Here is a 23,073-nt window from a genome sequence, read left to right as displayed (position 1 = left end):
GGGCCCTCGGCCGGCCCGGTGGACGGCACGATCCGTGGGGACGTCGGGAACCCGGCCGGGAGCAGGTGAACCGCGATCGGCGCCGCCGCCCGCTCGGCCGGCTCCGAGGACCCCCGCATGCTGTGGGCCGCCACCGCGCCCGCACGGCCTGGCTGCGTCGCGTGACCGAACGCCCCCGGTCCACGTCCCCCGCGACGGTTGTCGGTGCTGTGCGGGATACTCGGCAGGACGTGAACAACGCTCAGGGCGTTGCGGGGGTGGGGGCCGGGAGATGACGAACCGCTGGGGTGAACACGAGGCGGCGGAGGAGGACGAGACTCTGCCGCTGGAGTACGCCGTGCTGCCCGGGCAGCGCAGGCTGTGGCGGTGGGTTGCCGCAGGGTGGGTGGTGATGTACGCCCTGACCGCTCTGTACATGGGGGCGGGCAGCGATGCCGCTCTGCCGATGTGGGTGGCGGCTCTCGTCTGTCTGCCGGTGATGGCGGGGGCGGTGCACTCGTGGCGCAAGGCCGCCGGAGGGACCCGCATCGATGACGACGGGGTCACCACCGGGGTCTGGCCCGGCCGGCAGTCGTGCCGCTGGGAGCAGATACGGGCGGTCACCACCGTGCAGGTGGGCAGAGGACCCAGCGCCCGTACCTTCATCCAGCTCATACGCCAGGACAGCCGTGCCGTGACGCTCCAGGCACCCGTCGACCTGGCCGAGAACCCGGACCACCGCTTCCGGCGCGCCCATGCGATCGTGCGGTCCACCTGGGAGGAGCGGTGCTCCGGGGGCACGTCGTGAGGCCGGGCGCGCGGGCTCGAACTGGCCGGCCCGTGTCCGTACGCCCGTGGCGTGGCGTCCCTTCGGCGCAGCCGCCGTCACCCCGGCCGGCCCGAGTGCCGTACGCGGCGAGCGGTTCGCCGCAGCCGGCCGTGGTGCGATCGAAGCGGCGGTCCTCATCCCCCTGCCCGTTGACAGCTGTTGACCTTCAGGACCCCTGGTGAGGAGAGACTCGCGTCGACCCGTGGTGTTCCGTGCCACCCGTCACGGCAACACGTGTGCCGAGCGGGCACCGCTCGGGCGGGAGGAAGACTACGCTCGAGGCCGGTACGTCATTCGGGCGACTCGGGGAGGGAGCGGGATGACGGAGGTACGGCCCCCGGCCGCTCCCTCGGGTTCGCTGTGGGAGCGCGACGAGGAAGTCGCCGCCATCGCGGAAGCCATCGACCTCCTGTGCGCCGACCGTACCTCGCCCGGCAGCCTGCTGGTGCTCCGTGGCGAGGCGGGGCTGGGCAAGACCGCGCTGCTGGCCGAGACCCGCCGCATCGCCGAACAGCGTGGCTGCACCGTCTGGTCCGCCCGCGGCGGCGAGACCCTTCGCTCCGTTCCCTTCAACGTCGTACGCCAACTCCTGCAGCCGGCCCTGGTGCCGATGATGCCCGAGGAGGCCCGGGAGTACCTCGGCGACTGGTACGACATAGCCGGCCCCGCCCTCGGCATAGCCGACCCCGGCGACCGGCACGCCGACCCGCAGGGCGTGTGCGAGGGCCTGGTGGCCGCCGTACGCCGGCTGGCCCGCCGGGACTGGCCGCTGGTGCTGCTGATCGACGACGCCCACTGGGCCGACCAGGAAACCCTCTACTGGCTGGCCGTGTTCGCCGAACGGATCGCCGACCTGTCCGTACTCGTCGTCGTGGCCCGCCGGCCCGGTGAGATCTCCGGGACCAGCGCCAGGCACCTGGACGCCGTAGCCGCCGCGGCCGACCGCCCCGTCACCACCCTCAGCGCCCTCACCCCGGACGCCACGGCCGGACTCACCCGCGCCACACTCGGCGAGAACGCCGACGCGGCGTTCTGCCGCGAGGTGTGGGCCGTCACCGCCGGCAACCCCTACGAGACCGTCGAGCTCCTCGCCAAGGTCCAGGACAGCGAACTCGACCCCGTCGAGGCGCACGCCGGAGAACTGCGCGACCTCAACCGCTCCGCGCGCGGCGGCGGCCTCGTCGCCCGTCTGGAACAACTCGGCATGGACGCCACCCGGTTCGCCTGGGCCGCGGCCATCCTCGGCACCGACATCACCGTCGGCCTGGTGGCCCAGCTCGCCACCCTCAGCCCCGACGCCGCCGCCCGCTGCGCCGAGCTCCTGCGCAGCGCCCGCATCCTCACCGCCCCCGACCCCGCCGCCACGGGCCGCACCGGGCCCGCCGACCTCGAGTTCGTCCACCCCCTGATCACCACCGCCGTCTACAACTCCATCCCCGACGCCCTGCGCCGGGCCATGCACGGCATAGCCGCCCGGATCGTCACCGACTCCGGGCGCGGCGCCGCGGCGGCCTCCCGTCACCTCCTCGAAGTCCACCCGGACGACGACGAGGAACTCGTCTGGCAGTTGCGCGAGGCGGCCCGCGAACACCTCGCCGTCGGCGCCCCTGACGCCGCCCGCCGCTGCCTGGAACGCGCGCTGGAGGAACCACCCCACCCCGAGGTCCACGCGCATGTCCTGTACGAACTGGGCAGTGCCACCTTCCTCACCGCGCCCGCCCGCACCATCGGACATCTGCGGACCGCGCTCGGCATGCCCGGCCTCGACGGTGACCGCCGCGTGGACGCGGTGATCCGGCTCTCCCAGGCCCTGCTCCACAACGACCAGATGGAAGAGGCCGTCCGCACCGTCGAGGCGGAGGCCGCACGGCTCGAGCCCGGTCCGGCCCGGATGCGGCTCCACGCCGTGCAGTTCATGTGGGAGGGCATCCATGCCGGCGAGGCCATCACACCCGGCCGTTCCGAGCGGCTCACCCGGCTCGCCGCCACCTGCACCGGACGCGACAACTCCGAACGGGCGCTGCTGATCCTGCGCGGCTTCGACGCCATGATGCGCGGGGAGAGCGCGGAGGAGGTCGCCGAGGTGTGCGACCGCGCCCTCGTCAACGGCCGCCTCGCACCGGGCCTCGGCTGGACCGACTCCGAGTGGAGCGTCGAACTCCTGCTGATGCTCGCGAGTTCCTACGCCTACACCGACCGCCTCGACCGTGCCGAAAGCCTCTACAGCGAAGCCCTGCAGGCCTACGACACGGCGGGCTGGGGCGGCGGCCACCTGGCCCTGGCGCACGCCTACGTCGGACTGGCGCACCGCAGGCGGGGCCGGCTGGAGGCCGCGGAGACCTCACTGCGCGAGTCCCTGCGCCTCGCCGAGCGTGTCGGCCGCGGACTGCCCCTGTACTGGACGGCCACCTGCAATCTCGTCGACACCCTGCTCGCCCGCGGCCATGTCGACGAGGCCTGGGCGATGGCGGAACGGCACGGCTTCACACCGCCCTACCCGTCCACCGTCGTGCTGCCCGACCCGCGCTCCGTACGCGGCCGCCTGCTGCTCGCCGTGGGCCGCACCAAGGACGGCATCAACGAACTGGAGGCGGCGGAGAAGGCGGCGGCCGCCCGCGGCCACCACAACCCGGTGCACGTCTTCGGGGCCGGTGACCTCGCCCGCGCGCTCGCCACCGAGGACCCCGCCCGCGCGGCGCGGCTGGCCGTCGACGTCCGCCGGCACGCCGAACGCCTCGGCACGGACACCGCCATAGGAGAGGCCCTGCGCGTCGCCGCCGCCCTGGAGACCGGCCAGCGCGCGGTCCGCCTCGCCGCCCGGGCGGTCACCTACCTGGAGTCGTCGCCGTGTCAGTACGAACACGCCGTGGCCCGCGTCGAGTACGGCATCCTCGCCCGTTCCACTCCCGATCTCCGACGCGGCCTCGCACTGGCACGCTCCTGCGGCGCGGACGGCCTGGTGAAGCGGGCCCGCGCGGAGCTGGAGACGGGCGCCGGGCTCCGTTAGGCCCTGCCGTCCCGTTCCCGTCCGCCGCGCAACGCCACGCACGCACCACCGGGAGGGAGACCGCCCCCCCCGCGCGCCGTACCGGGCCCTGACCCGAGCACATCCGGTACGAGGTCCGGGGGCGCCGGTACTCCCCGAGTCTCCGGCCGGGGAACCCGGGAACAGACGCCTGACGCCGCGCCGCCCGCCCGTCGGGTCGACGACGGGAAGGCGACGTGACGGAGGGATCCGGCTCCGCGCCGGGAGGTCCGGCTACCCGTCCTCCTCCGCCAGCACCCGCTGCGCCGTCGCGAACGCCGAGTTGGCAGCCGGAACCCCGCAGTACACAGCCGTCTGCAGCAGCACCGCGCCGATCTCCTCGGGGGTGAGCCCGACCCGCCGGGCCGCGCGGACATGCATCGCGAGCTCGTCGTAGTGGCCGTGCGCCACCAGCGCCGTGAGCGTGACCATGCTGCGTTCGCGGCGGCTGAGCGTCGGGTCGGTCCAGATCTCTCCCCAGGCGTAACGGGAGATGAAGTCCTGGAAGCGGGCGGTGAACGGTGTCTGGTGCGCCTGCGCCCGGTCCACATGCGCATCACCCAGCACTTCGCGTCGCACCCCCATGCCACGTCCGGCGGCCCCGTCGAAGTGCGCCCGCAGTGCCGCCAGCACCGCCTCCGGGCACTGCGCCGGCGCCAGATGGGAGGCGCCCGGGATCTCCACGAGCGCGGCACCCGGCACCGTGTCCGCGATCTGCCGCAGATGCTCGGGGGGTGTCGCCGGGTCCTCCCGTCCGGCCACCGCCAGGGTCGGTACGGAGATCTCCGCGAGCCGCTCCCGCAGATCGAACGCGGCCAGCGCGTCACAGCAGGCGGCGTAGGCTCCCGGGTCGGCCTCCCGGTGATCCCGCACCAGCTCCGGCACGGTGAACCCGGGCGTGAACCACCGGGCGTCGGCACCCTCCGCGAGCCCGGCCAGTCCTCCGCGCCGGACCGCTGCCGCCCGCTCCCGCCAGGGCCTCGACCCGTTGAAGTGCGCCGAGGAGCAGATCACGGCCAGCGACGACACCCGCTCCGGATGGTGCACGGCGAGATGCAGCCCCACCGCGCCGCCCAGTGAGACGCCCGCATACGCGAACCGCCCGAGGCCGAGCGCGTCGGCCAGCGCGAGCACCAGCCCGGCGAGATCGCCGACGGTGGCACCGGCACGGATCAGCCCGGCCTCCGAACCGCCGTGTCCCGGCAGGTCCCAGCGGACCACCCGGTGCGCGACCGACAGCTCGGGCGCCACCTCGTCCCAGAGGGCGTACGAGGTGCCGAGGGAGGGCCCGAGCAGCAGGGGAGGCGCCGAAGCGGGGCCCTCGGCCCGGTGGTTGAGGAGTGTGTCGGTCACGGTCGCTCCAGGGCACGGTCGGTGAGCATTCCGGCGGAGCCGGTGTACCGGGCGGGGTCGATGAGCGGGAGAAGGTCGACACCCTTCAACTCCGGCTCCAAGGCGAGTAGTGCACCGAGATCCCGATCCTCCTCGTGCGCCCGCCGGGCCAGTTCCGTCAGCAGCTCCTTAGCCCGGGTGCGGCCCAGCACGGGCGCCAGCTCGGCGGAGAGCCGCTCGGAGACGATCAACCCGCGGGTGAGGCGGAGGTGTTCACGCATCGTGTCCGGGCGCACCCGCAGTCCCTCGGTGAGTTCGGCGGCGTCCCGGGCCGCCCCGCCGACCAGGCGGAGCAGATCCCTGAGCGGTTCCCACTCCGCGTGCCAGGCCCCGGCCGGGCGCTCGTCCTCGGCCACCAGCGAGCCGTAGAGCGTGGCCGCGAGCTGCGGTGCACGGCGGGCAGCCGCCGCGATCAGCGTCGAGCGGACCGGGTTCGCCTTGTGCGGCATGGCAGAGGAACCGCCACCGCTGCCTTCCGAGACCTCCGCGATCTCGGTACGGGAGAGGGTGAGGACGTCCGCAGCGATCTTGCCGAGGGCACCGGCCGTCAGCGCCAGGCACCCGGCGAGGTCGGCGAGGGGCGTACGCAGGGTGTGCCAGGGCAACAGCGGTTCGTCCAGACCGAGCTCCCGGGCGTAGACAGCCGGCAACGCGGTCGCGTCCTCGGCCCCGCGCGCGGGGAAGGCGGCCAGGGTTCCGGCAGCGCCGCCGAGCTGGGCGGGCAGGCAGCCCCGTACCGCGGTCACCCGGTCCCGGGCGTCCAGCACCAGTGACCGCCACCCGGCGGCCTTCAGCCCGAACGTCGTCGGCACGGCGTGCTGGGTCAGGGTCCGCCCCGGCAGCACGGTGTCACGGTGCTCGGCGGCGAGCCGGGCCAGAGCCCGCTGCACCCGGCCGAGGTCGGTGAGGACCGGCCCCAGGGCGCGGTGGGCGACCAGCATCGTCGCCGAGTCCATGAGGTCCTGGCTGGTGGCTCCCCGGTGCACGTAGGGGCCGTACTCCTCACCGACCGCGCGGGTCAGGTCGGCGACCAGCGGGATCACCGGATTCCCGCCGCCCCGGGCCCGCGCGGCGAGGGACGCGATGTCGAATCGGCCCGGATCGGCCGCCTCCGCGACCGCCACCGCCGCCTCGGCCGGGACGAGCCCCAGCACGGCCTGCGCCCGGGTGAGCGCGGCCTCCGCATCGAGCAGCGCCCGCAGGAACGCCGTGTCACCGGTCTCGGCGGCCGCCGGGGAACCGGCCCACCCGGGCGCGAGCAGACCGGTGTCGGAATCGGCTGATGTCACTGGAACTCCAGGAAGACCGTCTCGCCTTCGCCCTGAAGGCGGATGTCGAAACGGTACGTGCACGCGTCCTCCTCGCCCGCGACCAGCGTGTCGCGGCGCTCCGCGCCGAGCCGGGACAGCAGCGGATCCGCCGTCAGCACCGCCTGTTCGCCCGGCAGGTAGATCCGGGTGAACAGGTGCACCAGCAGGCCCCGCGCGAAGACGCACACGCTGAGGTACGGCGCGTGGTGCCCGCGCGCCCCGGGCCGCAGGGTACGGGCGTACCAGTGGCCGTTCGCATCGGTCTGGACGCGTCCGAAGCCGGTGAACTCCACGCCGTTGCGGCCGAGGAAGCCCCCGCTCGCCGGGTTCCGCCGCATCGAACCGTCCGCCGTCGGCACGCTGCCACCAGGATCGGGACCCCACAGCTCCAGCAGCGCGTCCGGCAGCGGCCGGCCCTCGCCGTCGTACACGTACCCGTGCACGGTGACCGTGTCCGGGTGGCCGGCGGGCGCGATGTCCTCCCCGCCGGGGAAGGGCAGCGCGTAGCCGTAGAAGGGGCCGACGGTGTGCGACGGAGTGGGCAGCGCGTTCTCCGGACTGCCGGTGCCGGTCTTCGCCATGGTGGTCAGCGCCCTTCTTCCGTCCAGGTGGCACGCGGTCCGTCCAGAACGATGTCCCAGTGGTAGCCGAGGGAGAACTCGGGCACCGACAGGCCGTGGTCGTAGGCCGCGACCAGCCGCTGCCGTGCCGCGTCGTCGGTCACGGACTGCAGGATCGGGTCGTGGGGGAGGAGCGGGTCGCCCGGGAAGTACATCTGCGTCACCAGTCGCTGGGTGAACGCGGAGCCGAAGACGGAGAAGTGGATGTGGGCCGGGCGCCAGGCGTTGGCGTGGTTGCGCCAGGGATAGGGGCCGGGCCGGATGGTGGTGAAGCGGTAGAAGCCGTCGGCGTCGGTGAGGGTGCGGCCGGCCCCCGTGAAGTTCGGGTCCAGCGGGGCGTCGTGCTGCTCGCGCCGATGGGCGTACCGTCCGGCCGAGTTGGCCTGCCAGATCTCCACCAGCTGACCGCGTACCGGCCGGCCGCCCTGGTCCAGCAGCCGGCCGGAGACGGTGATGCGCTCGCCGACGGGCTCGCCGGTGTGCTGCCGGGTGAGGTCGTTGTCGGTCTCGGTGATGTCCCGTTCCCCGAACGCGGGGGAGTGCAGCTCCACCAGTTCCGGGTCGTTCGCCACGTCGACGGTGACCGGCGGCTGCTTCGGGTGGCGCAGCACCGAGGAGCGGTACGGGGCGTAGTCGCGGCGCGGATGGTGCTCGACGGGCCCGCCGGCGGCGAGCCGCTCCCCGTACGCGGCGTGCTCGGCCGCGATCTCCCGGTCGATGTCGGCTTGAGTGGGTACGTCGGTCATGACAGGCCCTCCCCGAGGGTGAGTCCGGCTCCGGTCTTGGCGGCGACCTCCCGGGCGGACACGCCGGGAGCGGTCTCGACGAGGACGAGTCCGCCGTCGGTGACGTCGAGGACGCCGAGGTCGGTGACGATCCGGTCCACGCACGCCTTGCCGGTCAGCGGCAGCGAGCACTCCGCGACGATCTTCGGCGAGCCGTCGTTCGCGGTGTGGGTCATCACCACGATCACCGTACGGGCCCCGTGGACCAGGTCCATCGCGCCGCCGATGCCGGTGACGAGCTTGCCGGGTATCGCCCAGTTGGCCAGATCACCACGGCCGGACACCTGCATCGCGCCGAGGACGGCGACGTCGATGTGCCCGCCGCGGATCATCGAGAACGACCATGCCGAGTCGAAGAAGGAGGCGCCCGGAAGGACGGTGACGGTCTCCTTCCCGGCATTGATCAGGTCCGGGTCGACGGCGTCCTCGGTGGGGTACGGGCCGGTGCCCAGGATGCCGTTCTCGCTCTCCAGCACCACGTCGACGCCGGGCGGGAGGTGGCCCGGGATCAACGTGGGCAGACCGATGCCGAGATTGACGTACTGGCCGTCCCTCAGTTCCCGGGCCGCCCGCGCGGCCATCCCTTCCCGGGTCCAGGCCATCAGCCGCTCACCGTCCGCCGCTCGATCCGCTTGTCCGCCGCCTGCCCGGGCGTGAGCGCGACCACGCGCTGCACGAAGACGCCCGGCAGGTGCACCGCGTCCGGGTCGATGGCGCCGGGCTCGACCAGTTCCTCCACCTCCGCGACCGTCACCCGGCCCGCCGTCGCGGCAAGCGGGTTGAAGTTGCGGGCGGACTTGCCGAACACGAGGTTTCCGTGCCGGTCGCCCTTCGCCGCCCGCACCAGCGCGTAGTCGGTCCGGATACCGCGCTCCAGCACGTACTCCGTGCCGTCGAACTCCCGCACCTCTTTGGCGGGCGAGGCCAGCACCACCCCGCCGGAGCCGTCGTACCGCCAGGGCAGCCCGCCCTCGGCGACCTGTGTGCCCACCCCGGCCGGCGTGTAGAACGCCGGGATGCCGGCGCCCCCGGCGCGCAGCCGCTCCGCGAGCGTGCCCTGGGGGATCAGCTCCACCTCCAGCTCACCGGCCAGGTACTGCCGCGCGAACTCCTTGTTCGCACCGATGTAGGAACCGGTCACCCGGGCGATGCGGCCCGCGGCGAGCAGCACCGCGAGCCCGGACTCCATCGCCCCGCAGTTGTTGGAGACGACCGCCAGTCCGCCCACCCCCCGCTCGTACAGCGCCTGGATCAGCACGTTCGGCACCCCGCTGAGTCCGAAGCCGCCCACCGCCAGCGACGCACCGTCCGGTACGTCGGCCACCGCCTCCGCCGCCGAGGCGACCACCTTGTCCATCCGGGACCCCGTTCCTTCGAGCCGAGCCCGATCCGCATTTAGTCAGCGCACTGAGTATTTCCGCGCGGTCACTTCGCTGTCCAGTACCGTTCAGACTCCCACCAGTAATCAGTGCACCGATGAAACGACCGGGGGAGCGCACATGGCCGCCGTGGATCTCACCACCCATCCCGGGCATCTGGCCCGGCGGCTCCAGCAGGCGCACCACCTGCTGTGGAACACGATGGTCTCCGAGGAGATCACCTCGCCGCAGTTCGCCGTCCTCAACGCGCTCGTCGCCGAACCCGGTCTCGACCAGCGCACCGTGGGGGAGCGGGTCGGGCTGGACCGGTCCACCATCGCCGAGGTGATCGCCCGGCTCATCCGGCGCGGGCTGGTGGACAAGGTCCGTGACCCGCTGGACGGCCGCCGCTTCCAGCTGCGCCTCACCGACGGCGGGGTGCGCACCCACCGCAGGCTGACGGTGCGCACGGCGCGGATGAACCAGGTCTTCCTGGCCCCGCTCGACGCCGGTGAGCAGGCGGTCTTCATCGACCTGCTCCGGCGGGTGGCGGACGCGGCCGACGGCCTGCGTGATCCCGCCCCGTCCCTGGCCGCCCCGCACTGACCGGGCCGGCTCAGGGCGCCTTCGCGTACACCACCCACACCTGTCCGCGTGCGAAGTTCATCGGCTCGCCGGAGTCGGTGGTGAACGAGGTGCCGTCCTCGGCGGCCGGCCGCTTCCACTTCGCCTCGTAGGCGCGTCCGTCGCGCAGCACGGTCGCCTCGCCCGAGCCCACCGTCTGGGTGTACGGGGTGTTGTTGCCGAGGAAGTCGCGAAAGCCGGAAGGGCGCACGGTCACGTACTGCACGACGACCGTCGCGGGTGCCAGCCGCTCGCCCTCCGTGGTGTGCGCCGGGGCACCGTCCATCGACACCAGCCAGCGGTCCCGGGCGCCGGACCAGGTGAAGGTGAAGCGGGCCGCCGGGTAGCGCACCGTGAGCTCGTTCTCGGGCTCGCCGTCCGCGGGGGGCCGCCCGAAGCGGAAACCATGGGTCAGGCCGGCCTCGCCGGGCGGGTCGTCCATGAGCCGTTCCGGGCGCAGGAACAGGTTGTGGGGAGCGGGCCGGCCGGTGCCCCGGGTGTAGGCGTCGGCCGCCGACTCGGGTGTCACCGCCTCCAGCGGTGCCTGCTCGATCAGCGGCATCAACTTGCTCTGCGCCCCCGAGAAGGCCAGCACCGGCCGGTCGTACTGGCGCAGCAGCTCCAGATCCGACTCCCGGGCGCTGCGCACCGGCCCCACGGACTGCGGCAGCTCGGTGGCGTACACGGCGACCAGCCTGCTGGTCCCGCCCTCGACCTGTTCGGCGTACACCACGTCGGCGGCGTCGAGGCCGGTCTGGGGACGCGCGGCGGGAGCATTGTCGATCTTCACGGCGAGTACCGGCGGGCTGTCCTGGCCGCCGGGCCGTGTCGGCGACTCACTGGGCGACCCCCGCCCGTCGTCGCGCGGTCCGTCCGACGTCGTGCACCCCGCCGCCAGAGGGGCCGTCAGCACGGCGGCGAGCAGTATCCCCGCCCCCGTACCGCGCCGTCGGCGCGTCGCTCGTTCCGTGCCCACCGTCGCCACCGCGCCTGCCTCATGTCATCCGTTGTCTCGATTGTGCGCTTTTCCGATTGTCTCTGGCTAGAGCCGACCGGGGGTGCTCCCGTGCGGCGGCTTCCGCCGATCGGCCCAGCGGCCCGCGGTTCGGTGCGAGACCCCTCGGGTACCCGGGCGGCCACCGCAGGAGCGACACACCGGCCACGACGGAGGGAGCGGGCGGCGATGAGGGCACTGACCTGGCAGGGAAAGCGGGACGTACGAGTGGAGAACGTGCCCGACCCACGGATCGAGGAGCCGACCGACGCGGTCATCCGCATCACGTCCAGCGGACTGTGCGGATCCGATCTGCATCTGTACGAAGTGCTGACCCCGTTCATGACACCGGGCGACATCCTCGGCCACGAGCCGATGGGGATCGTCGAAGAGGTCGGCGCGGCGGTGCCCGACCTCCAGGTCGGCGACCGGGTCGTGGTGCCGTTCCAGATCGCCTGCGGCAACTGCTGGATGTGCCTGACCGGACTGCCCACCCAGTGCGAGACCACCCAGGTCAGCGCCGAGGGCATGGGAGCGGCCCTGTTCGGCTACACCCGGCTGTACGGCGCGGTGCCGGGCGCGCAGGCCGAGTACCTGCGGGTCCCGCAGGCCCAGTACGGCCCGATCAAGGTCCCCGAGGGGCCCTCGGACGACCGGTTCCTTTACCTGTCCGACGTCCTGCCCACCGCCTGGCAGGCGGTCGCCTACGCCGGCGTCCCGCAGGGCGGCAGCGTCGCCGTGCTCGGGCTCGGCCCCATCGGCGACATGGCCTGCCGGGTCGCCCAGGTCACGGGCGCCGGGCGGGTGTTCGGCGTGGACCTGGTGCCCGAGCGGCTGCGCCGGGTGAAGGAGCGGGGCGTCGAGACCTTCGACCTGCGCTCCTTCGACGACGAGAAGGAGCTTGTCGCCGCGATCCGCGACCAGACCGACGGCCGCGGCCCCGACGCCGTGATCGACGCGGTCGGCACCGAGGCGCACGGCGGCGCCGCGGCCCGCATGGTGCAGAACGCGTCCGCCCTGCTGCCCCGCAAACTGAGCGGCCCGCTGGCGGAACGCTTCAGCGTCGACCGGCTCGCCGCACTCCACACCGCCATCGAACTGGTGCGCCGCGGCGGCACCCTCTCGATCGTCGGCGTGTACGGCGGCATGGCGGACCCGATGCCCATGCTCACCCTGTTCGACAAGCAGATCCAGATGCGCATGGGCCAGGCCAACGTACGCCGCTGGAGCGACGAGATCATCCCCTACCTCACCGACGAGGACCCGCTCGGCGTCGACGACTTCGCCACCCACCGCGTTCCGCTCGCCGAGGCACCGCACGCCTACGACATGTTCCAGAAGAAGCGGGACGGCGCGGTCAAGGTGCTGCTGCAGCCCTGACTCAGGGAGCGCCGAGGATCTTGGCCAGGTCATAGCGGACCGGCTCCTCCAGCTGCGCGTAGGTGCAGCTCTCGGGAGTCCGGTCCGGACGCCAGCGGCGGAAACGGGCGGTGTGCCGGAAGCGCTGCCCGTTCTCCATGTGGTCGTAGGCCACCTCGGCCACCCGCTCCGGCCTGAGCGGCACCCAGGACAGGTCCTTCTTCCCCGACCAGCGGCTCGGCGCGCCGGGCAGCCGCGCCGTCCCGTGGGCCGCCTCGTCCGCCCAGGCCGCCCACGGATGACCCGACACGTCGTCCATCAGCAGCGGAGCCAGTTCTCCGATCAGCTCCGCGCGCCGCTTCATGGAGAAGGCCGCGCACACGCCCACGTGCTGAAGGGTGCCGCCCTCGTCGTACAGGCCCAGCAGCAGTGAACCCACGACCGGACCGCTCTTGTGGAGCCGGTACCCGGCCACGACCGCATCGGCCGTGCGCTCGTGCTTGATCTTGAACATGGCCCGCTCGTCCTGCCGGTACGGCAGATTCAGCGGCTTGGCGATCACCCCGTCCAGGCCCGCACCCTCATACTGCCCGAACCAGCCCCGCGCCACCTCGATGTCCCTCGTCGCCGGCGCCACGTGAACCGGTGGGGTGACCCCTTCCAGCGCCCGGACCAGCAGCTCCCGCCGGTCGGACAGCGGCATCTCCAGCAGTGACTCGTCCCCCAGGGCCAGCACGTCGAAGGCGACGAAGGACGCCGGGGTCCGCTCGGCGAGCGTCCGCACCCGTGAGTCCGCCGGGTGGATGCGCTCGGTGAGCGCGTCGAAGTCGAGGTGTCCCTCCCGCGCGACGACGATCTCCCCGTCCATCACGCACCGCTGCGGCAACCGCTCCCGCACCGCTGCCACCACCTCGGGAAAGTACCTGGTCAGCGGCTTCCCGGTACGGCTGCCCAACTCCACCTCGTCGCCGTCGCGGAACACGATCGCCCGGAAGCCGTCCCACTTCGCCTCGTAATGCATGTCCGGCGGGATGCTCGCCACCGACTTGGCGAGCATCGGCTTCACGGGCGGCATGACGGGAAGATCCATGCTCCGATTCTGCGCGAACACGCCCGTTGCCGCCCGGTGTGCGAGGAATGTGCGCTACGCCTACCGTTTCTCGCATGGGTGACGCGGTGGAACTGGAAGTGGCCGGCCGGACCGTACGGCTGTCCAGCCCGGACAAGGTCTTCTTCCCGGAGCACGGCCACACCAAGCTGGATGTCGCCCGCTACTACCAGGCGGTCGCTCCCGGTATCCTGCGCGCCCTGCGTGACCGGCCCACCACCCTGCAGCGCTACCCGGACGGCATCACCGGCGAGTGGTTCTACCAGAAGCGGGCGCCGAAGGGCATGCCCGACTGGATCCCCACCGCGCACATCACCTTCCCCAGCGGCCGCAGCGCCGACGAGATGTGCCCCACCGAGGAGGCGGCCGTGGTGTGGGCGGCCCAGTACGGCACGCTCGTCTTCCACCCCTGGCCGGTGCGCCGCGCCGATGTCGACCACCCCGACGAACTCCGCATCGACCTCGATCCACAGCCCGGCACCGACTACGACGACGCCGCCCGCGCCGCCCACGAACTACGCGCCGTACTCGAGGAGTTCGGCGGGCTGCGCGGCTGGCCCAAGACCTCCGGCGGGCGAGGCATCCATGTCTTCGTGCCGATCGAACCGCGCTGGACCTTCACCCAGGTCCGCCGCGCCGCCATCGCCGTGGGCCGGGAACTCGAACGCCGGATGCCGGAGCGGGTGACCATCAAGTGGTGGAAGGAGGAGCGCGGGGAGCGCATCTTCGTCGACTACAACCAGACCGCCCGTGACCGCACCATCGCCTCCGCCTACTCCGTACGTCCCCGCCCGCACGCGCCCGTCTCGGCACCGCTGCGCTGGGAGGAGGTCGGCGTCGCGCACCCACGGGACTTCGACATCACGACCATGCCCCCGCGCTTCGCCGGACTCGGCGATGTGCACGCGGACATGGACGATCACGCGTTCTCGCTGGAGCCCTTGCTCGAACTCGCCCGCCGCGACGAACACGACCACGGTCTGGGCGACCTGCCGTACCCACCCGAGTATCCGAAGATGCCGGGAGAGCCCAGCCGGGTGCAGCCGAGCCGGGCCAGGAAGCCGAAACCCTCGGCCTCCTGACCCGGCGCGTCACCCGAACCCGGTCGGAACTACAGGTCCTTGATCCGGACGTCCCGGTAGGAGACGACATCCGTCGTCCCGTGCACCTGCAGTCCGATGTAACCGGAGGCGAACCGCCGCCCGTCCGTGCCCGGGTCGTCCGAGCGCGGCGGGGTGAAGTCCTGGCCGCCGGTGTTGTCGAACTCGTTGATCAGCACGCCGTTGCGGTAGACCGAGTAGTGCTGGTCCACCACGCGGATCTCGTAGTCGTTCCAGGTGCCCTTCTGCGTCACGCCCGCACCGGCCAGGCCCACCCGGTCGAAGCCGTAGACCGAGCCCGTCTTGTACATGTCGCCGGTGGGCGAGTCGAACACCTGCACCTCGTGGCCGTACTTGATGGCGGCCCACTCCGGCCGCGGCTCCTCCGGGTGGTCGTGGATCTGCGGGAACCGCACGAACACGCCGGAGTTGGCGTTGCCGGTGCCCGGCGCGTCGTCACGCCACTGGAGCTTCAGCGAGAAGTCGCCGTACGTGCGCTCGGGGAACCACAGCATGCCGAGCCCGCCCCGGGTGGTGCCGGAGGTGATCGAGCCGTCCGGGTTCAGCGCGAACGAACCGCCGCCCACCTGCTCCCACCGGGCGAACGACTCCTCGGTGCCGTCGAGGATCTTGCGGTAGCCGTCGGTCTGGCCGGGCGTGCCGATACCGGACTGCTTGGCCGCCTGGTTGATGGCCTTCCGCTCCCGCTTGTCGATGACCCCTTCCTGCTTGAGCCCGTCCAGGACGCTCTTCACATGCTTAAGGAACAGCGCCTGCGAGGTCCACTCCTTCTCGTCCTCGATCAGTTCGCCGATCCGGCACCGGTTGTTGGTGACCCGGTTCGGCACACCCGAGTCGACTGTGCCGACGATCACCGTCGACCGTTCGTCGTACTCGGGGCAGGTGGGTGCGGGAACCCCGCCGTCGGCCACGACCGTGAAGCTCACCGCGAGCGGCGCGGAGGTGTTGCCGGCCGTGTCGCTCGCCCGGTAGGACACAATGTGCCGGCCCGCCCGGTCGACGACCACGGGTGCGCCGTACGCCAGGTACGGCCCGCCGTCGAGCGAGTACTCGATACCGGCGACGCCGGACCCGTCGTGCCCGTCGGTGGCGCTGACGGTCACCGTGGCGTCACCGACATAGGCACCGTCGGAGTTCCTGACGCCCTCGACGGTCGCGCCCGTCACCGGTGGGGTGGTGTCCTGCGGAGGTGCGGATACGACCGTGAACTCCACGCTCTTGACCGTCGCCGTGTTGCCCGCCTTGTCGGTGGCGCGGTAGCGCACGGTGTGCGTACCGGCCTCGTGGACCATCACCGGGCCGATGTACGCCTGCCAGGCACCGTCGGCCCCGACGGCGTACTCGATGGTGTTGACGCCGGAGCCGGTGTCGGACGCGGTGACGGTGACCGTCGCCATGTCGATGTAGGCGCCGTCGTCGTTCTTCTCGCCGTCCACCGTCGCCGAGGTCTCCGGCGCCGTCGTGTCGTCCGTGGGCGGCGGGACGACCGTGAACGCCGCGCTCTTCTCCGGCGAGACGTTGCCCGCCTTGTCCAGCGCGCGGTACCGCACCGTGTGGGTGCCGACCTGGTCGACGACGACCGGGGCGGTGTACGGCTGCCAGGCACCGTCGGCCCCGACGGCGTACTCGATCCGGTCCACGCCCGAGCCCTCGTCGGTGGCCTCGACGGTGACGCTCGCCGAACCGACGTACTCGCCCTTGTCGTTCTGTGCTCCGGTCACCTTCGCCGTGGCCTCGGGCGCCGTGGTGTCCTCACCACTTCCCTCGGTCACCGTCAGGATGCCCTGCATCTCGCCGTGGCCCGGGATGGTGCAGTGGTAGAAGTACCGGCCCGGGGTGAGGACCACCTCGGCGGTGTGCCGGCCGCCCTGGGCGTCGCCCGGGTTGGCCAGGATGTTCAGCTGGACGTCGTTGTTGAACTCCGGGTCGGAGGTCACGAACGTCAGCGTGTGCGGCATGCCGGTGGTGTTGCCGGTGGCCGCGCTGTTCTCGAAGACGATCGTCGCCGGACCGGCCACCGCGGTGGCCGGTGCGGACGTGTACTCGGTGATGCTGTCACCGGCGGTCCAGGTGAGGACCTGCTCCGCCGCCTCGGTGGCCGTGGAACCGGACTCGCCGGCCGCGGACGTCGTCGTCTGCAGACCGAGCGTCATCAGCAGGGCGGCCAGCAGGCCGGCCCACATTCTTCGTTGCCGTGTCACTGGTTTCATCCGGCCTTCCTCGCCAGCTGACCGGCGGCCGGGGTGGGACCGCCGCCCGTGTAGGTGACCCGCCACAGCGCGGACTTGGCGTCGGAGGTGAAGAAGCCGCGGCCGTAGTCGAGGACGTACAGTGCCCCGTCCGGACCGAACTTCCAGCCCATCAGGTTCTTGATGCCGTCGTTGCCGACCGGCACGATCTTCTTCAGGGACTCCGAGTGCACCGGAAGACCGCCGTCGCCCTGCGTCTTCGGGTCCATCAGCACCGCGTTGCGCGGCTGGTCGGCGTCGTAGAAATCGCCGACGAACCACTTGCCGTCCCAGTACGCCGGCCACTTGACCTCACTGGCGCTGCCGGCGTCGTAGCGGTAGACCGGACCGTTCATCGCGGCCTGGCCGCCGCCCTTGAGCCAGGGCAGCCGGTAGGTGGCCTCGTCCTGCTCGTACGACGGGACGCCGTTCTCGTCGCGCGGGTAGTCCGGGGCGCCGCCCTGCGGTGAGTACCAGATGTTGTTGCCGGTCACCGGCGGCAGGTTGACCAGGCCGTCGTTGTTCGGCGACTCGTTCTTCGGAGCGTCGCAGTCGTACCAGCCCAGCGGCTTCGACGGGTCCGGCAGGTTCCGGTCCCGGTAGGGCTGCTTGTTGCCCATGCAGTACGGCCAGCCGCGGTTGGACGCCTCGGTGATCACGGCGAACGTGTCGTACTTCGCCGGACCCCAGGTCGTCGACGGGGAACCGGCGTCCGGGCCGACCCAGCCGGCGTAGAGGATGTCGGTCTTCCGGTCGACGGAGATGCGCGCCGGGTTGCGCACACCCATCACATAGATCTCGCCGCGCGTCTTCCCACCGCCCTCGGCCGTCTCCTCGCCGGTGAACAGGTTGCCCTCGGGGAGGGTGTACGTGCCGTCCGGCTCCGGGTGGATGCGCAGGATCTTGCCGTTGAGGTTGTTGGTGTTGCCGGCGGTGCGGCGTGCGTCCGCGAAGGACACGCCCTTGAATTCGGGCTCCGGGTTGTTGCCCGAGTAGCCGCCACTGAAGCCACTGGAGTTGGTGTCACCGGTGGCGATGTACAGGTTGCCCTTGGAATCCCAGGCCATCCCGCCGCCCGCGTGGCAGCAGCTGTGGATCTGCACCGGCCACTTCAGCAGCACCTTCTCGCTGCCCAGGTCCAGCTTGCTGGTGGCCTGGTCGAGCGTGAAGCGGGAGACCCGCCGCTCGCCCATGTGCGTGTCCCGGTTGATCTCGGAGTGCGGTGTGTAGTGCAGGTACACCCACCCGTTCCGCTCGAACCGCGGGTCCAGTTCGATGCCGAGCAGGCCCTCCTCGACCTTCCTCAGCTCGTCGCCGCCGCCCTTGTTGCCGAAGACGGTGAGCGCCCCGGCGAGGGTGACCTTCTTCGTCTCCGGGTCGTAGACGTGGATCTCGCCCTTGCCCTTGCCGATGTCCGGGTCGTTCCAGTCGGTGACGACCGGCTGGGACGCGTCCGCGCCACCCCGGCCGATGTAGAACACGCGGCCGTCCGGGGCGGTGACCAGCCCGTGAGGTTCGCCGATCTGGTCGTTCCGACCCGGCTGGTTGGGCCGGGTGAGCCGCTCCGCCTGGTAGTTCCCGGTGATCGTCGCCTTGCAGTCGGCCTGCGCGAGACGGTTGGTCCACAGCAGGGCGCCGCGCAGATGGTCGCGGAAGTCGGTTTCGTCGTACGACGAGACCGTGCCGCCCATGCCGGTGTAGAAGGACCGGCCGCCGTCGTAGTCACGGCACCAGCTGACCGGGTGGTCCCAGCCGTTGGCGCCCGCGCCGGGCTGGTACGTCGACTCCCGCACCCGGGCGACCGTGTGCACGTCGCCGGAGGGGTTCTTCACCCAGTTCAGCCACTTGTCGGGCCGCTTCCACTGCGTCGGCAGGCTCTTGGCCGCCGGATGCGTCCGGTCGCCGACCTCGACGGTGGCCCGCTGCACCGTGCCGGGACTGGAGGCGGCCGGACGGGCGCCGATGAGACCGGTGTACCAGTCCGAGTACGGCTCCGCGCGGGCCGCGTCGTGCAGACCGACGAAACCGCCGCCGGCCTCCATGTACGCCTCCAGGCCCGCCTCCTGGTCCGGGTCGAGGACATCCCCGCCGCCGGTCAGGAACACGATGGTGTTGAAGCGGCCCAGCTTCTTGGCGTTGGTGAACACGGAGGCGTTGTCGGTGGCGGTGACCGCGAAACGCTGGTTCTCCGGGCCGGACAGCCCGATCTTCTCGATCGCCGCGATCCCGGCGTTCACCAGCGGTGACTCGTCACCACCGGCCGCCGAACCGTGGAACAGCAGCACACGTACGTTCGCGCCGCCCGGGGGCGACTTGATGGACATCGTTGTCAGGGACGGATCCGGGGCCGGGCGCGCGCTGGCGGCGGGACCCGACAGCAGCCCGGCGGTGACGGCGCAGGCGGTCACGGTGGCCGCCCAGAGGCGTCGTCTCGCTCTCGTCCTTCGTGTGCTCGTGGTGCCTGACGTGCTCAACCCTCTTAAGCGCAAGGGTTCTTGACGCGATGTGGACCGCACGTGGCCACCCACCCCTCCTCGGTCGCAGCAACAGCGTCAAGGAAGTTAGACCTCTTTGCGTCACACGCCAATACCTATCGCAGCAATGAATCAAACTTTGTCCTGAGTGTGGATAAACGAAGGGCAGGCCGCTACGGTTTCACAGGTTCATGACAGCCACCTGGGGAGTTCGGCATGGACAGACGCGGATTCAACCGACGGGTACTGCTGGGCGGCGCGGCCGTCGCGACATCGTTGTCCGCCGCGCCCGATGCCGTGAGCGCGCCCGATGCCGTGAGCGCGGCCGCCCCGGCGAGGACCGCGCCCGCCGGGGGCGAGGTACGGCGCGTCAAGATGTACGCCGAGCGCCTGGACGGCGGACAGATGGGCTACGGCTTCGAGAAGGGCAAGGCGTCGATCCCGGGCCCGCTGATCGAGCTCAACGAGGGCGACACGCTGCACGTGGAGTTCGAGAACACCATGGACGTGCCGGTGAGCCTGCACGTCCACGGCCTGGACTACGAGATCTCGAGCGACGGCACCAAGCAGAACAGGAGCGACGTCGAGCCCGGCGGCACCCGTACCTACACCTGGCGCACCCACAAGCCCGGCCGGCGTTCCGACGGCACCTGGCGGGCGGGCAGCGCGGGCTACTGGCACTACCACGACCACGTGGTCGGCACCGTGCACGGCACCGGCGGCATCCGCAACGGTCTCTACGGGCCGGTCATCGTGCGCCGCAAGGGCGACGTACTCCCCGACGCGACCCACACCATCGTCTTCAACGACATGTCGATCAACAACCGGCCCGCACACACCGGCCCGGACTTCGAGGCCACCGTGGGCGACCGCGTCGAGATCGTCATGATCACCCACGGCGAGTACTACCACACGTTCCACATGCACGGTCACCGCTGGGCAGACAACCGCACCGGCATGCTCACCGGACCCGATGACCCGAGTACGGTCATCGACAACAAGATCTGCGGCCCGGCCGACTCCTTCGGCTTCCAGATCATCGCGGGGGAGGGCGTCGGAGCGGGCGCCTGGATGTACCACTGCCACGTCCAGAGCCACTCCGACATGGGCATGGTCGGACTGTTCCTGGTGAAGAAGCCGGACGGCACGATCCCCGGGTACGACCCGCACGAGCACGCCCACGGGCCGGCCTCCGGGGAGAGGCCGGAGCACGAGCACTGACGCACCGGACGTGATGCGAGAGCGCTCTCCCACCCGGGCGGGCCGGGGCTATCCTGTGCCGCAACCGCAGGTGAGGAGCCCCAAGTGACCGAGACAGTGCCGCGCCCCACGCTGGAGGCCGTGGCCGCGCGGGCCGGGGTCTCCCGGGCCACGGTCTCCCGCGTGGTCAACGGCTCCGACGGGGTGCGCGAACCCCTGGCCGAGCGGGTGAGGCAGGCGGTGGACGAACTCGGGTACGTCCCCAACCAGGCCGCCCGCAGCCTGGTGACGAAGCGGCACGACGCCATCGCCGTCGTCGTCGCCGAACCGGAGACCCGGGTCTTCGCCGACCCGTTCTTCGCCCGCCAACTGCGCGGCATCAGCAAGGAACTGACGGCGCACGACAACCAGCTCGTCCTGCTGCTGACCGAGGACCGCGACGACCACGCACGGGTCGGCCGCTACCTCGCCGGCGGCCACGTCGACGGCGCGCTGGTGATCTCGCTCCACATCGACGACCCGCTGCCCGAACTGATCCAGCGTGCCGGGGTGCCGACCGTGTTCGGCGGCCGGCCCGACTTCAACGGCGGCCAGGGCGGCGTCGTCTACGTCGACAGCGACAACCGGGGCGGCGCCCGCGACGCCGTACGGCATCTGCTCGGCCTCGGCCGCCGCCGCATCGCCCACATCACCGGCGCCCTCGACCAGACCTCGGCCGTGGACCGGCTCGACGGGTTCCGGGACGTCAGGGCCGACGCCGACCCCCGACTGGTCGTGGAGGGAGACTTCACCCCCGCGAGCGGCGAGCGGGCGATGCGGGAACTCCTCGCCCGCCGCCCCGACCTGGACGCGGTGTTCGCCGCCAACGACCTCATGGCGGCGGGCGCCCTGCGCGTGCTGCGCGAGCACGGACGGCGGGTGCCGGACGACGTGGGGGTCGTCGGCTTCGACGACATGCTGCCGATCGCCGAACAGACCGAACCGCCGCTCACCACGGTCCGCCAGGACATCGAGGAGATGGGCCGCCTGATGGCCCGCCTCCTCCTGCACGACCTCGACCGCACCGCCACCCCGGACGAGAACGAGGGCGGCGGCCCGTCCAGCCTGATCCTGCCGACGACCCTGATCCGCCGGACGTCGGCGTGAGCCCGAGACGTCCGGCCCGGGTCCCGCGGTCCCGGGCCCGCAACCCCAAGACGCCCGGCGGCGTACCGTGGGCCCCGGGCGCGGGCCTGGGCCTGAACCCGGGCGCCCAGCCGGGGCGCTGAGCACCCGATCCTGAACTCCGTCCCTCGGACACCGCGTTGAGTCCCGGTCCCGGTCTCTGCGCTGCGGAGCCTGCTCCGATGCCGAGTACCGGATCATGAGCTCCGACACCTGCGCCCCGGCCTCGCCCTGCTGGAGGGCTCCGCCCCCGGCCCGTGCCCACCCACTGCCCGACTCGGTCGGTTGGAAGGAAACCGCCGCCCTCCCCTGCCGGCCCGTCCGGGGGTACCCCCTCCGGGGCTGGGCCGCGGCCGCCGAGGTCCGGGCCGGGCTTCGGGCGCTGAGCCCACGGCCTCCGCGCCCAGGGCCATCGTTCGGTGTGCCGGCCTCGGGCGCCGGTGACCGCGCACCGGTCCCGGATCCAGCCCGTGTCCGGGCCGGGGCACGCCCGTCCGGGTGCTCCGGCGGTGATTGTCGGTGGGCGGTGGAAGACTCGGCAGGGCAGGCGACGGGACCTCTCGCAGGAGGCACCATGCTCACCACCCACTTCGTCGACGGCGCCCCGAACTGGATCGACGTCGGCACATCCGACCTCGAGGGGGCCGCCTCCTTCTACGGCGGCCTGTTCGACTGGGAGTTCCGCTCGGCGGGGGCCGACGCCGGCGGCTACGGCTTCTTCGAACTGGCCGGGCGGATCGTCGCCGGTGGCATGCGGACCACACCCGAGCAGGGCCCGCCCGCGTGGACCGTCTACTTCCGCAGCTCCGACGCGGACGCCACCGCGCAGGCCGCCCGGCAGGCCGGGGGCGAGGTGCCCATGCCGCCCATGGACGTGAGGGGGCAGGGCAGAAGGGCGATCCTCTCCGACCAGGGCGGCGTCCCCTTCGGCGTCTGGGAGCCCGCGCCGCGCAAGGGCATCGAGGCGGCCGGCGAGGCCGGCGCCCTGTGCTGGGCCGAGCTCTACACCCCGGACATCGCCCGGGCCGCCGCCTTCTACCACTCGGTCCTCGCCTGGGAAACCTCGGCGGTGACCTTCCCCGGCGGCGTCTACACCTCCGTCAACGCCGCGGGGACGGGTGAGGACGGCATGTTCGGCGGGATGGTCCCGCTGGCCGACGATCCCGTCGAGGCGGGGACCGGACACCCCTACTGGCTGCCCTACATCGGCGTGGAGGACACGGACGCCGTCGTCGACAGGGCCGCCGGGCTGGGCGGCAGGGTGCGGATGCCCGCCACATCCATCCCCGGTGTCGGCCGGCTCGCCCGCCTGGAGGACCCGTACGGCGCGCGGTTCGCCGTTCTCAGAGGCGATCCGCGCCAGACGTGAAACACCGGCGCGCCGCCGTGCACGGCCGCGGCGCCGACCGTCATCATCATGCGGTCGGGGACGGGCGGGCGGGCCCGGCGAGCCCCGGCGTTGATGCGGCGTTGATCGAACGTTTTTCGCCGTCGGGCACGCTT

General features: G+C 72.1%; 18 protein-coding genes. 8 read left to right on the top strand and 10 right to left on the bottom strand.

Annotated features, from left to right (window positions below; all coding sequences use genetic code 11):
- Positions 1-271 precede the first annotated feature (271 nt).
- Positions 272-787: a hypothetical protein gene (locus ACZ5C2_RS31895; RefSeq protein ID WP_468799164.1), complete on the top strand. Its 516-nt coding sequence runs from the start codon at positions 272-274 to the stop codon at positions 785-787.
- Positions 788-1,127: 340 nt separating this feature from the next.
- Complete coding sequence (locus ACZ5C2_RS31890; protein ID WP_468799162.1) at positions 1,128-3,815, top strand: ATP-binding protein; 2,688 nt, start codon at positions 1,128-1,130, stop codon at positions 3,813-3,815.
- Positions 3,816-4,067: 252 nt separating this feature from the next.
- Here the strand turns inward: ACZ5C2_RS31890 and pcaDC are convergent, their stop codons facing one another.
- The 6 genes from pcaDC to ACZ5C2_RS31860 are packed head-to-tail and all read right to left on the bottom strand — an operon-like array spanning position 4,068 to position 9,297.
- On the bottom strand, positions 4,068-5,186 hold the full coding sequence (gene pcaDC / locus ACZ5C2_RS31885; RefSeq protein ID WP_468799160.1) for a bifunctional 3-oxoadipate enol-lactonase/4-carboxymuconolactone decarboxylase PcaDC: 1,119 nt from the start codon (positions 5,184-5,186) through the stop codon (positions 4,068-4,070).
- Positions 5,183-6,514, bottom strand: a complete 1,332-nt coding sequence (gene pcaB, locus ACZ5C2_RS31880) for a 3-carboxy-cis,cis-muconate cycloisomerase (RefSeq protein WP_468799158.1) — start codon at positions 6,512-6,514, stop codon at positions 5,183-5,185. Before pcaB ends, pcaDC begins: the two co-directional genes overlap by 4 nt.
- Entirely contained in the window at positions 6,511-7,116 is a 606-nt protein-coding gene (pcaG, locus tag ACZ5C2_RS31875; RefSeq protein WP_468799156.1) for a protocatechuate 3,4-dioxygenase subunit alpha, read from the bottom strand. Before pcaG ends, pcaB begins: the two co-directional genes overlap by 4 nt.
- Positions 7,117-7,121: 5 nt before the next feature.
- Complete coding sequence (pcaH, locus tag ACZ5C2_RS31870) at positions 7,122-7,901, bottom strand: protocatechuate 3,4-dioxygenase subunit beta (protein ID WP_468799154.1); 780 nt, start codon at positions 7,899-7,901, stop codon at positions 7,122-7,124.
- A complete protein-coding gene (locus ACZ5C2_RS31865) occupies positions 7,898-8,542 on the bottom strand; it encodes a CoA transferase subunit B (protein WP_468799152.1) in 645 nt (214 codons plus the stop codon). The genes pcaH and ACZ5C2_RS31865 overlap by 4 nt, the downstream gene beginning before the upstream one ends.
- Positions 8,542-9,297: a CoA transferase subunit A gene (locus tag ACZ5C2_RS31860; protein ID WP_468799150.1), complete on the bottom strand. Its 756-nt coding sequence runs from the start codon at positions 9,295-9,297 to the stop codon at positions 8,542-8,544. Before ACZ5C2_RS31860 ends, ACZ5C2_RS31865 begins: the two co-directional genes overlap by 1 nt.
- Positions 9,298-9,439: 142 nt before the next feature.
- On the opposite strand from ACZ5C2_RS31860, the gene ACZ5C2_RS31855 reads away from it, so the two are divergent.
- Positions 9,440-9,904 carry a MarR family winged helix-turn-helix transcriptional regulator gene (locus tag ACZ5C2_RS31855; RefSeq protein ID WP_468799148.1) on the top strand — a complete coding sequence of 155 codons (465 nt, stop codon included), beginning with the start codon at positions 9,440-9,442 and terminating at the stop codon, positions 9,902-9,904.
- 10 nt (positions 9,905-9,914) lie between these two features.
- Here the strand turns inward: ACZ5C2_RS31855 and ACZ5C2_RS31850 are convergent, their stop codons facing one another.
- Positions 9,915-10,907, bottom strand: coding sequence for a DUF3048 domain-containing protein (locus ACZ5C2_RS31850; protein WP_468799146.1), 993 nt, complete (start codon positions 10,905-10,907; stop codon positions 9,915-9,917).
- A 198-nt stretch (positions 10,908-11,105) separates the two neighbouring features.
- Here ACZ5C2_RS31850 and ACZ5C2_RS31845 point away from each other — a divergent pair, with 198 nt between their 5' ends.
- Positions 11,106-12,296: a zinc-dependent alcohol dehydrogenase gene (locus ACZ5C2_RS31845; RefSeq protein ID WP_468799144.1), complete on the top strand. Its 1,191-nt coding sequence runs from the start codon at positions 11,106-11,108 to the stop codon at positions 12,294-12,296.
- A 1-nt stretch (position 12,297) separates the two neighbouring features.
- On the opposite strand, the gene ACZ5C2_RS31840 is transcribed toward ACZ5C2_RS31845, so the two are convergent.
- A complete protein-coding gene (locus ACZ5C2_RS31840) occupies positions 12,298-13,365 on the bottom strand; it encodes an ATP-dependent DNA ligase (RefSeq protein WP_468799142.1) in 1,068 nt (355 codons plus the stop codon).
- 74 nt (positions 13,366-13,439) lie between these two features.
- Here ACZ5C2_RS31840 and ligD point away from each other — a divergent pair, with 74 nt between their 5' ends.
- Positions 13,440-14,465: a non-homologous end-joining DNA ligase gene (gene ligD / locus ACZ5C2_RS31835; protein WP_468799140.1), complete on the top strand. Its 1,026-nt coding sequence runs from the start codon at positions 13,440-13,442 to the stop codon at positions 14,463-14,465.
- A gap of 29 nt (positions 14,466-14,494) precedes the next feature.
- Here the strand turns inward: ligD and ACZ5C2_RS31830 are convergent, their stop codons facing one another.
- Both ACZ5C2_RS31830 and ACZ5C2_RS31825 read right to left on the bottom strand, forming a co-directional pair.
- Positions 14,495-16,687 carry an OmpL47-type beta-barrel domain-containing protein gene (locus tag ACZ5C2_RS31830; RefSeq protein WP_468799204.1) on the bottom strand — a complete coding sequence of 731 codons (2,193 nt, stop codon included), beginning with the start codon at positions 16,685-16,687 and terminating at the stop codon, positions 14,495-14,497.
- Between the two features lie 23 nt (positions 16,688-16,710).
- Positions 16,711-19,140 carry a ThuA domain-containing protein gene (locus ACZ5C2_RS31825; RefSeq protein WP_468799138.1) on the bottom strand — a complete coding sequence of 810 codons (2,430 nt, stop codon included), beginning with the start codon at positions 19,138-19,140 and terminating at the stop codon, positions 16,711-16,713.
- Between the two features lie 282 nt (positions 19,141-19,422).
- On the opposite strand from ACZ5C2_RS31825, the gene ACZ5C2_RS31820 reads away from it, so the two are divergent.
- From ACZ5C2_RS31820 to ACZ5C2_RS31810, 3 genes are all read left to right on the top strand, one after another.
- On the top strand, positions 19,423-20,427 hold the full coding sequence (locus tag ACZ5C2_RS31820; RefSeq protein WP_468799136.1) for a multicopper oxidase domain-containing protein: 1,005 nt from the start codon (positions 19,423-19,425) through the stop codon (positions 20,425-20,427).
- An 84-nt stretch (positions 20,428-20,511) separates the two neighbouring features.
- A complete protein-coding gene (locus tag ACZ5C2_RS31815; RefSeq protein ID WP_468799134.1) occupies positions 20,512-21,552 on the top strand; it encodes a LacI family DNA-binding transcriptional regulator in 1,041 nt (346 codons plus the stop codon).
- Between the two features lie 592 nt (positions 21,553-22,144).
- Positions 22,145-22,939: a VOC family protein gene (locus ACZ5C2_RS31810; protein ID WP_468799132.1), complete on the top strand. Its 795-nt coding sequence runs from the start codon at positions 22,145-22,147 to the stop codon at positions 22,937-22,939.
- Positions 22,940-23,073 lie beyond the last annotated feature (134 nt).

This window comes from Streptomyces sp. NPDC031365 (assembly GCF_055569765.1).
This window is presented reverse-complemented; position numbering and strand designations above follow the sequence as displayed.

Excerpts from the sequence above, each read along its gene's own strand:
- pcaG (WP_468799156.1), bottom strand. The coding sequence starts at position 7,116 with ATGGCGAAGACCGGCACCGGCAGTCCGGAGAACGCGCTGCCCACTCCG.
- ligD (WP_468799140.1), top strand. The coding sequence starts at position 13,440 with ATGGGTGACGCGGTGGAACTGGAAGTGGCCGGCCGGACCGTACGGCTG.
- ACZ5C2_RS31895 (WP_468799164.1), top strand. The coding sequence starts at position 272 with ATGACGAACCGCTGGGGTGAACACGAGGCGGCGGAGGAGGACGAGACT.
- pcaH (WP_468799154.1), bottom strand. The coding sequence starts at position 7,901 with ATGACCGACGTACCCACTCAAGCCGACATCGACCGGGAGATCGCGGCC.
- ACZ5C2_RS31810 (WP_468799132.1), top strand. The coding sequence starts at position 22,145 with ATGCTCACCACCCACTTCGTCGACGGCGCCCCGAACTGGATCGACGTC.
- ACZ5C2_RS31845 (WP_468799144.1), top strand. The coding sequence starts at position 11,106 with ATGAGGGCACTGACCTGGCAGGGAAAGCGGGACGTACGAGTGGAGAAC.
- ACZ5C2_RS31820 (WP_468799136.1), top strand. The coding sequence starts at position 19,423 with ATGGACAGACGCGGATTCAACCGACGGGTACTGCTGGGCGGCGCGGCC.
- ACZ5C2_RS31855 (WP_468799148.1), top strand. The coding sequence starts at position 9,440 with ATGGCCGCCGTGGATCTCACCACCCATCCCGGGCATCTGGCCCGGCGG.
- ACZ5C2_RS31890 (WP_468799162.1), top strand. The coding sequence starts at position 1,128 with ATGACGGAGGTACGGCCCCCGGCCGCTCCCTCGGGTTCGCTGTGGGAG.
- ACZ5C2_RS31830 (WP_468799204.1), bottom strand. The coding sequence starts at position 16,687 with ATGTGGGCCGGCCTGCTGGCCGCCCTGCTGATGACGCTCGGTCTGCAG.
- ACZ5C2_RS31865 (WP_468799152.1), bottom strand. The coding sequence starts at position 8,542 with ATGGCCTGGACCCGGGAAGGGATGGCCGCGCGGGCGGCCCGGGAACTG.
- ACZ5C2_RS31860 (WP_468799150.1), bottom strand. The coding sequence starts at position 9,297 with ATGGACAAGGTGGTCGCCTCGGCGGCGGAGGCGGTGGCCGACGTACCG.
- ACZ5C2_RS31840 (WP_468799142.1), bottom strand. The coding sequence starts at position 13,365 with ATGGATCTTCCCGTCATGCCGCCCGTGAAGCCGATGCTCGCCAAGTCG.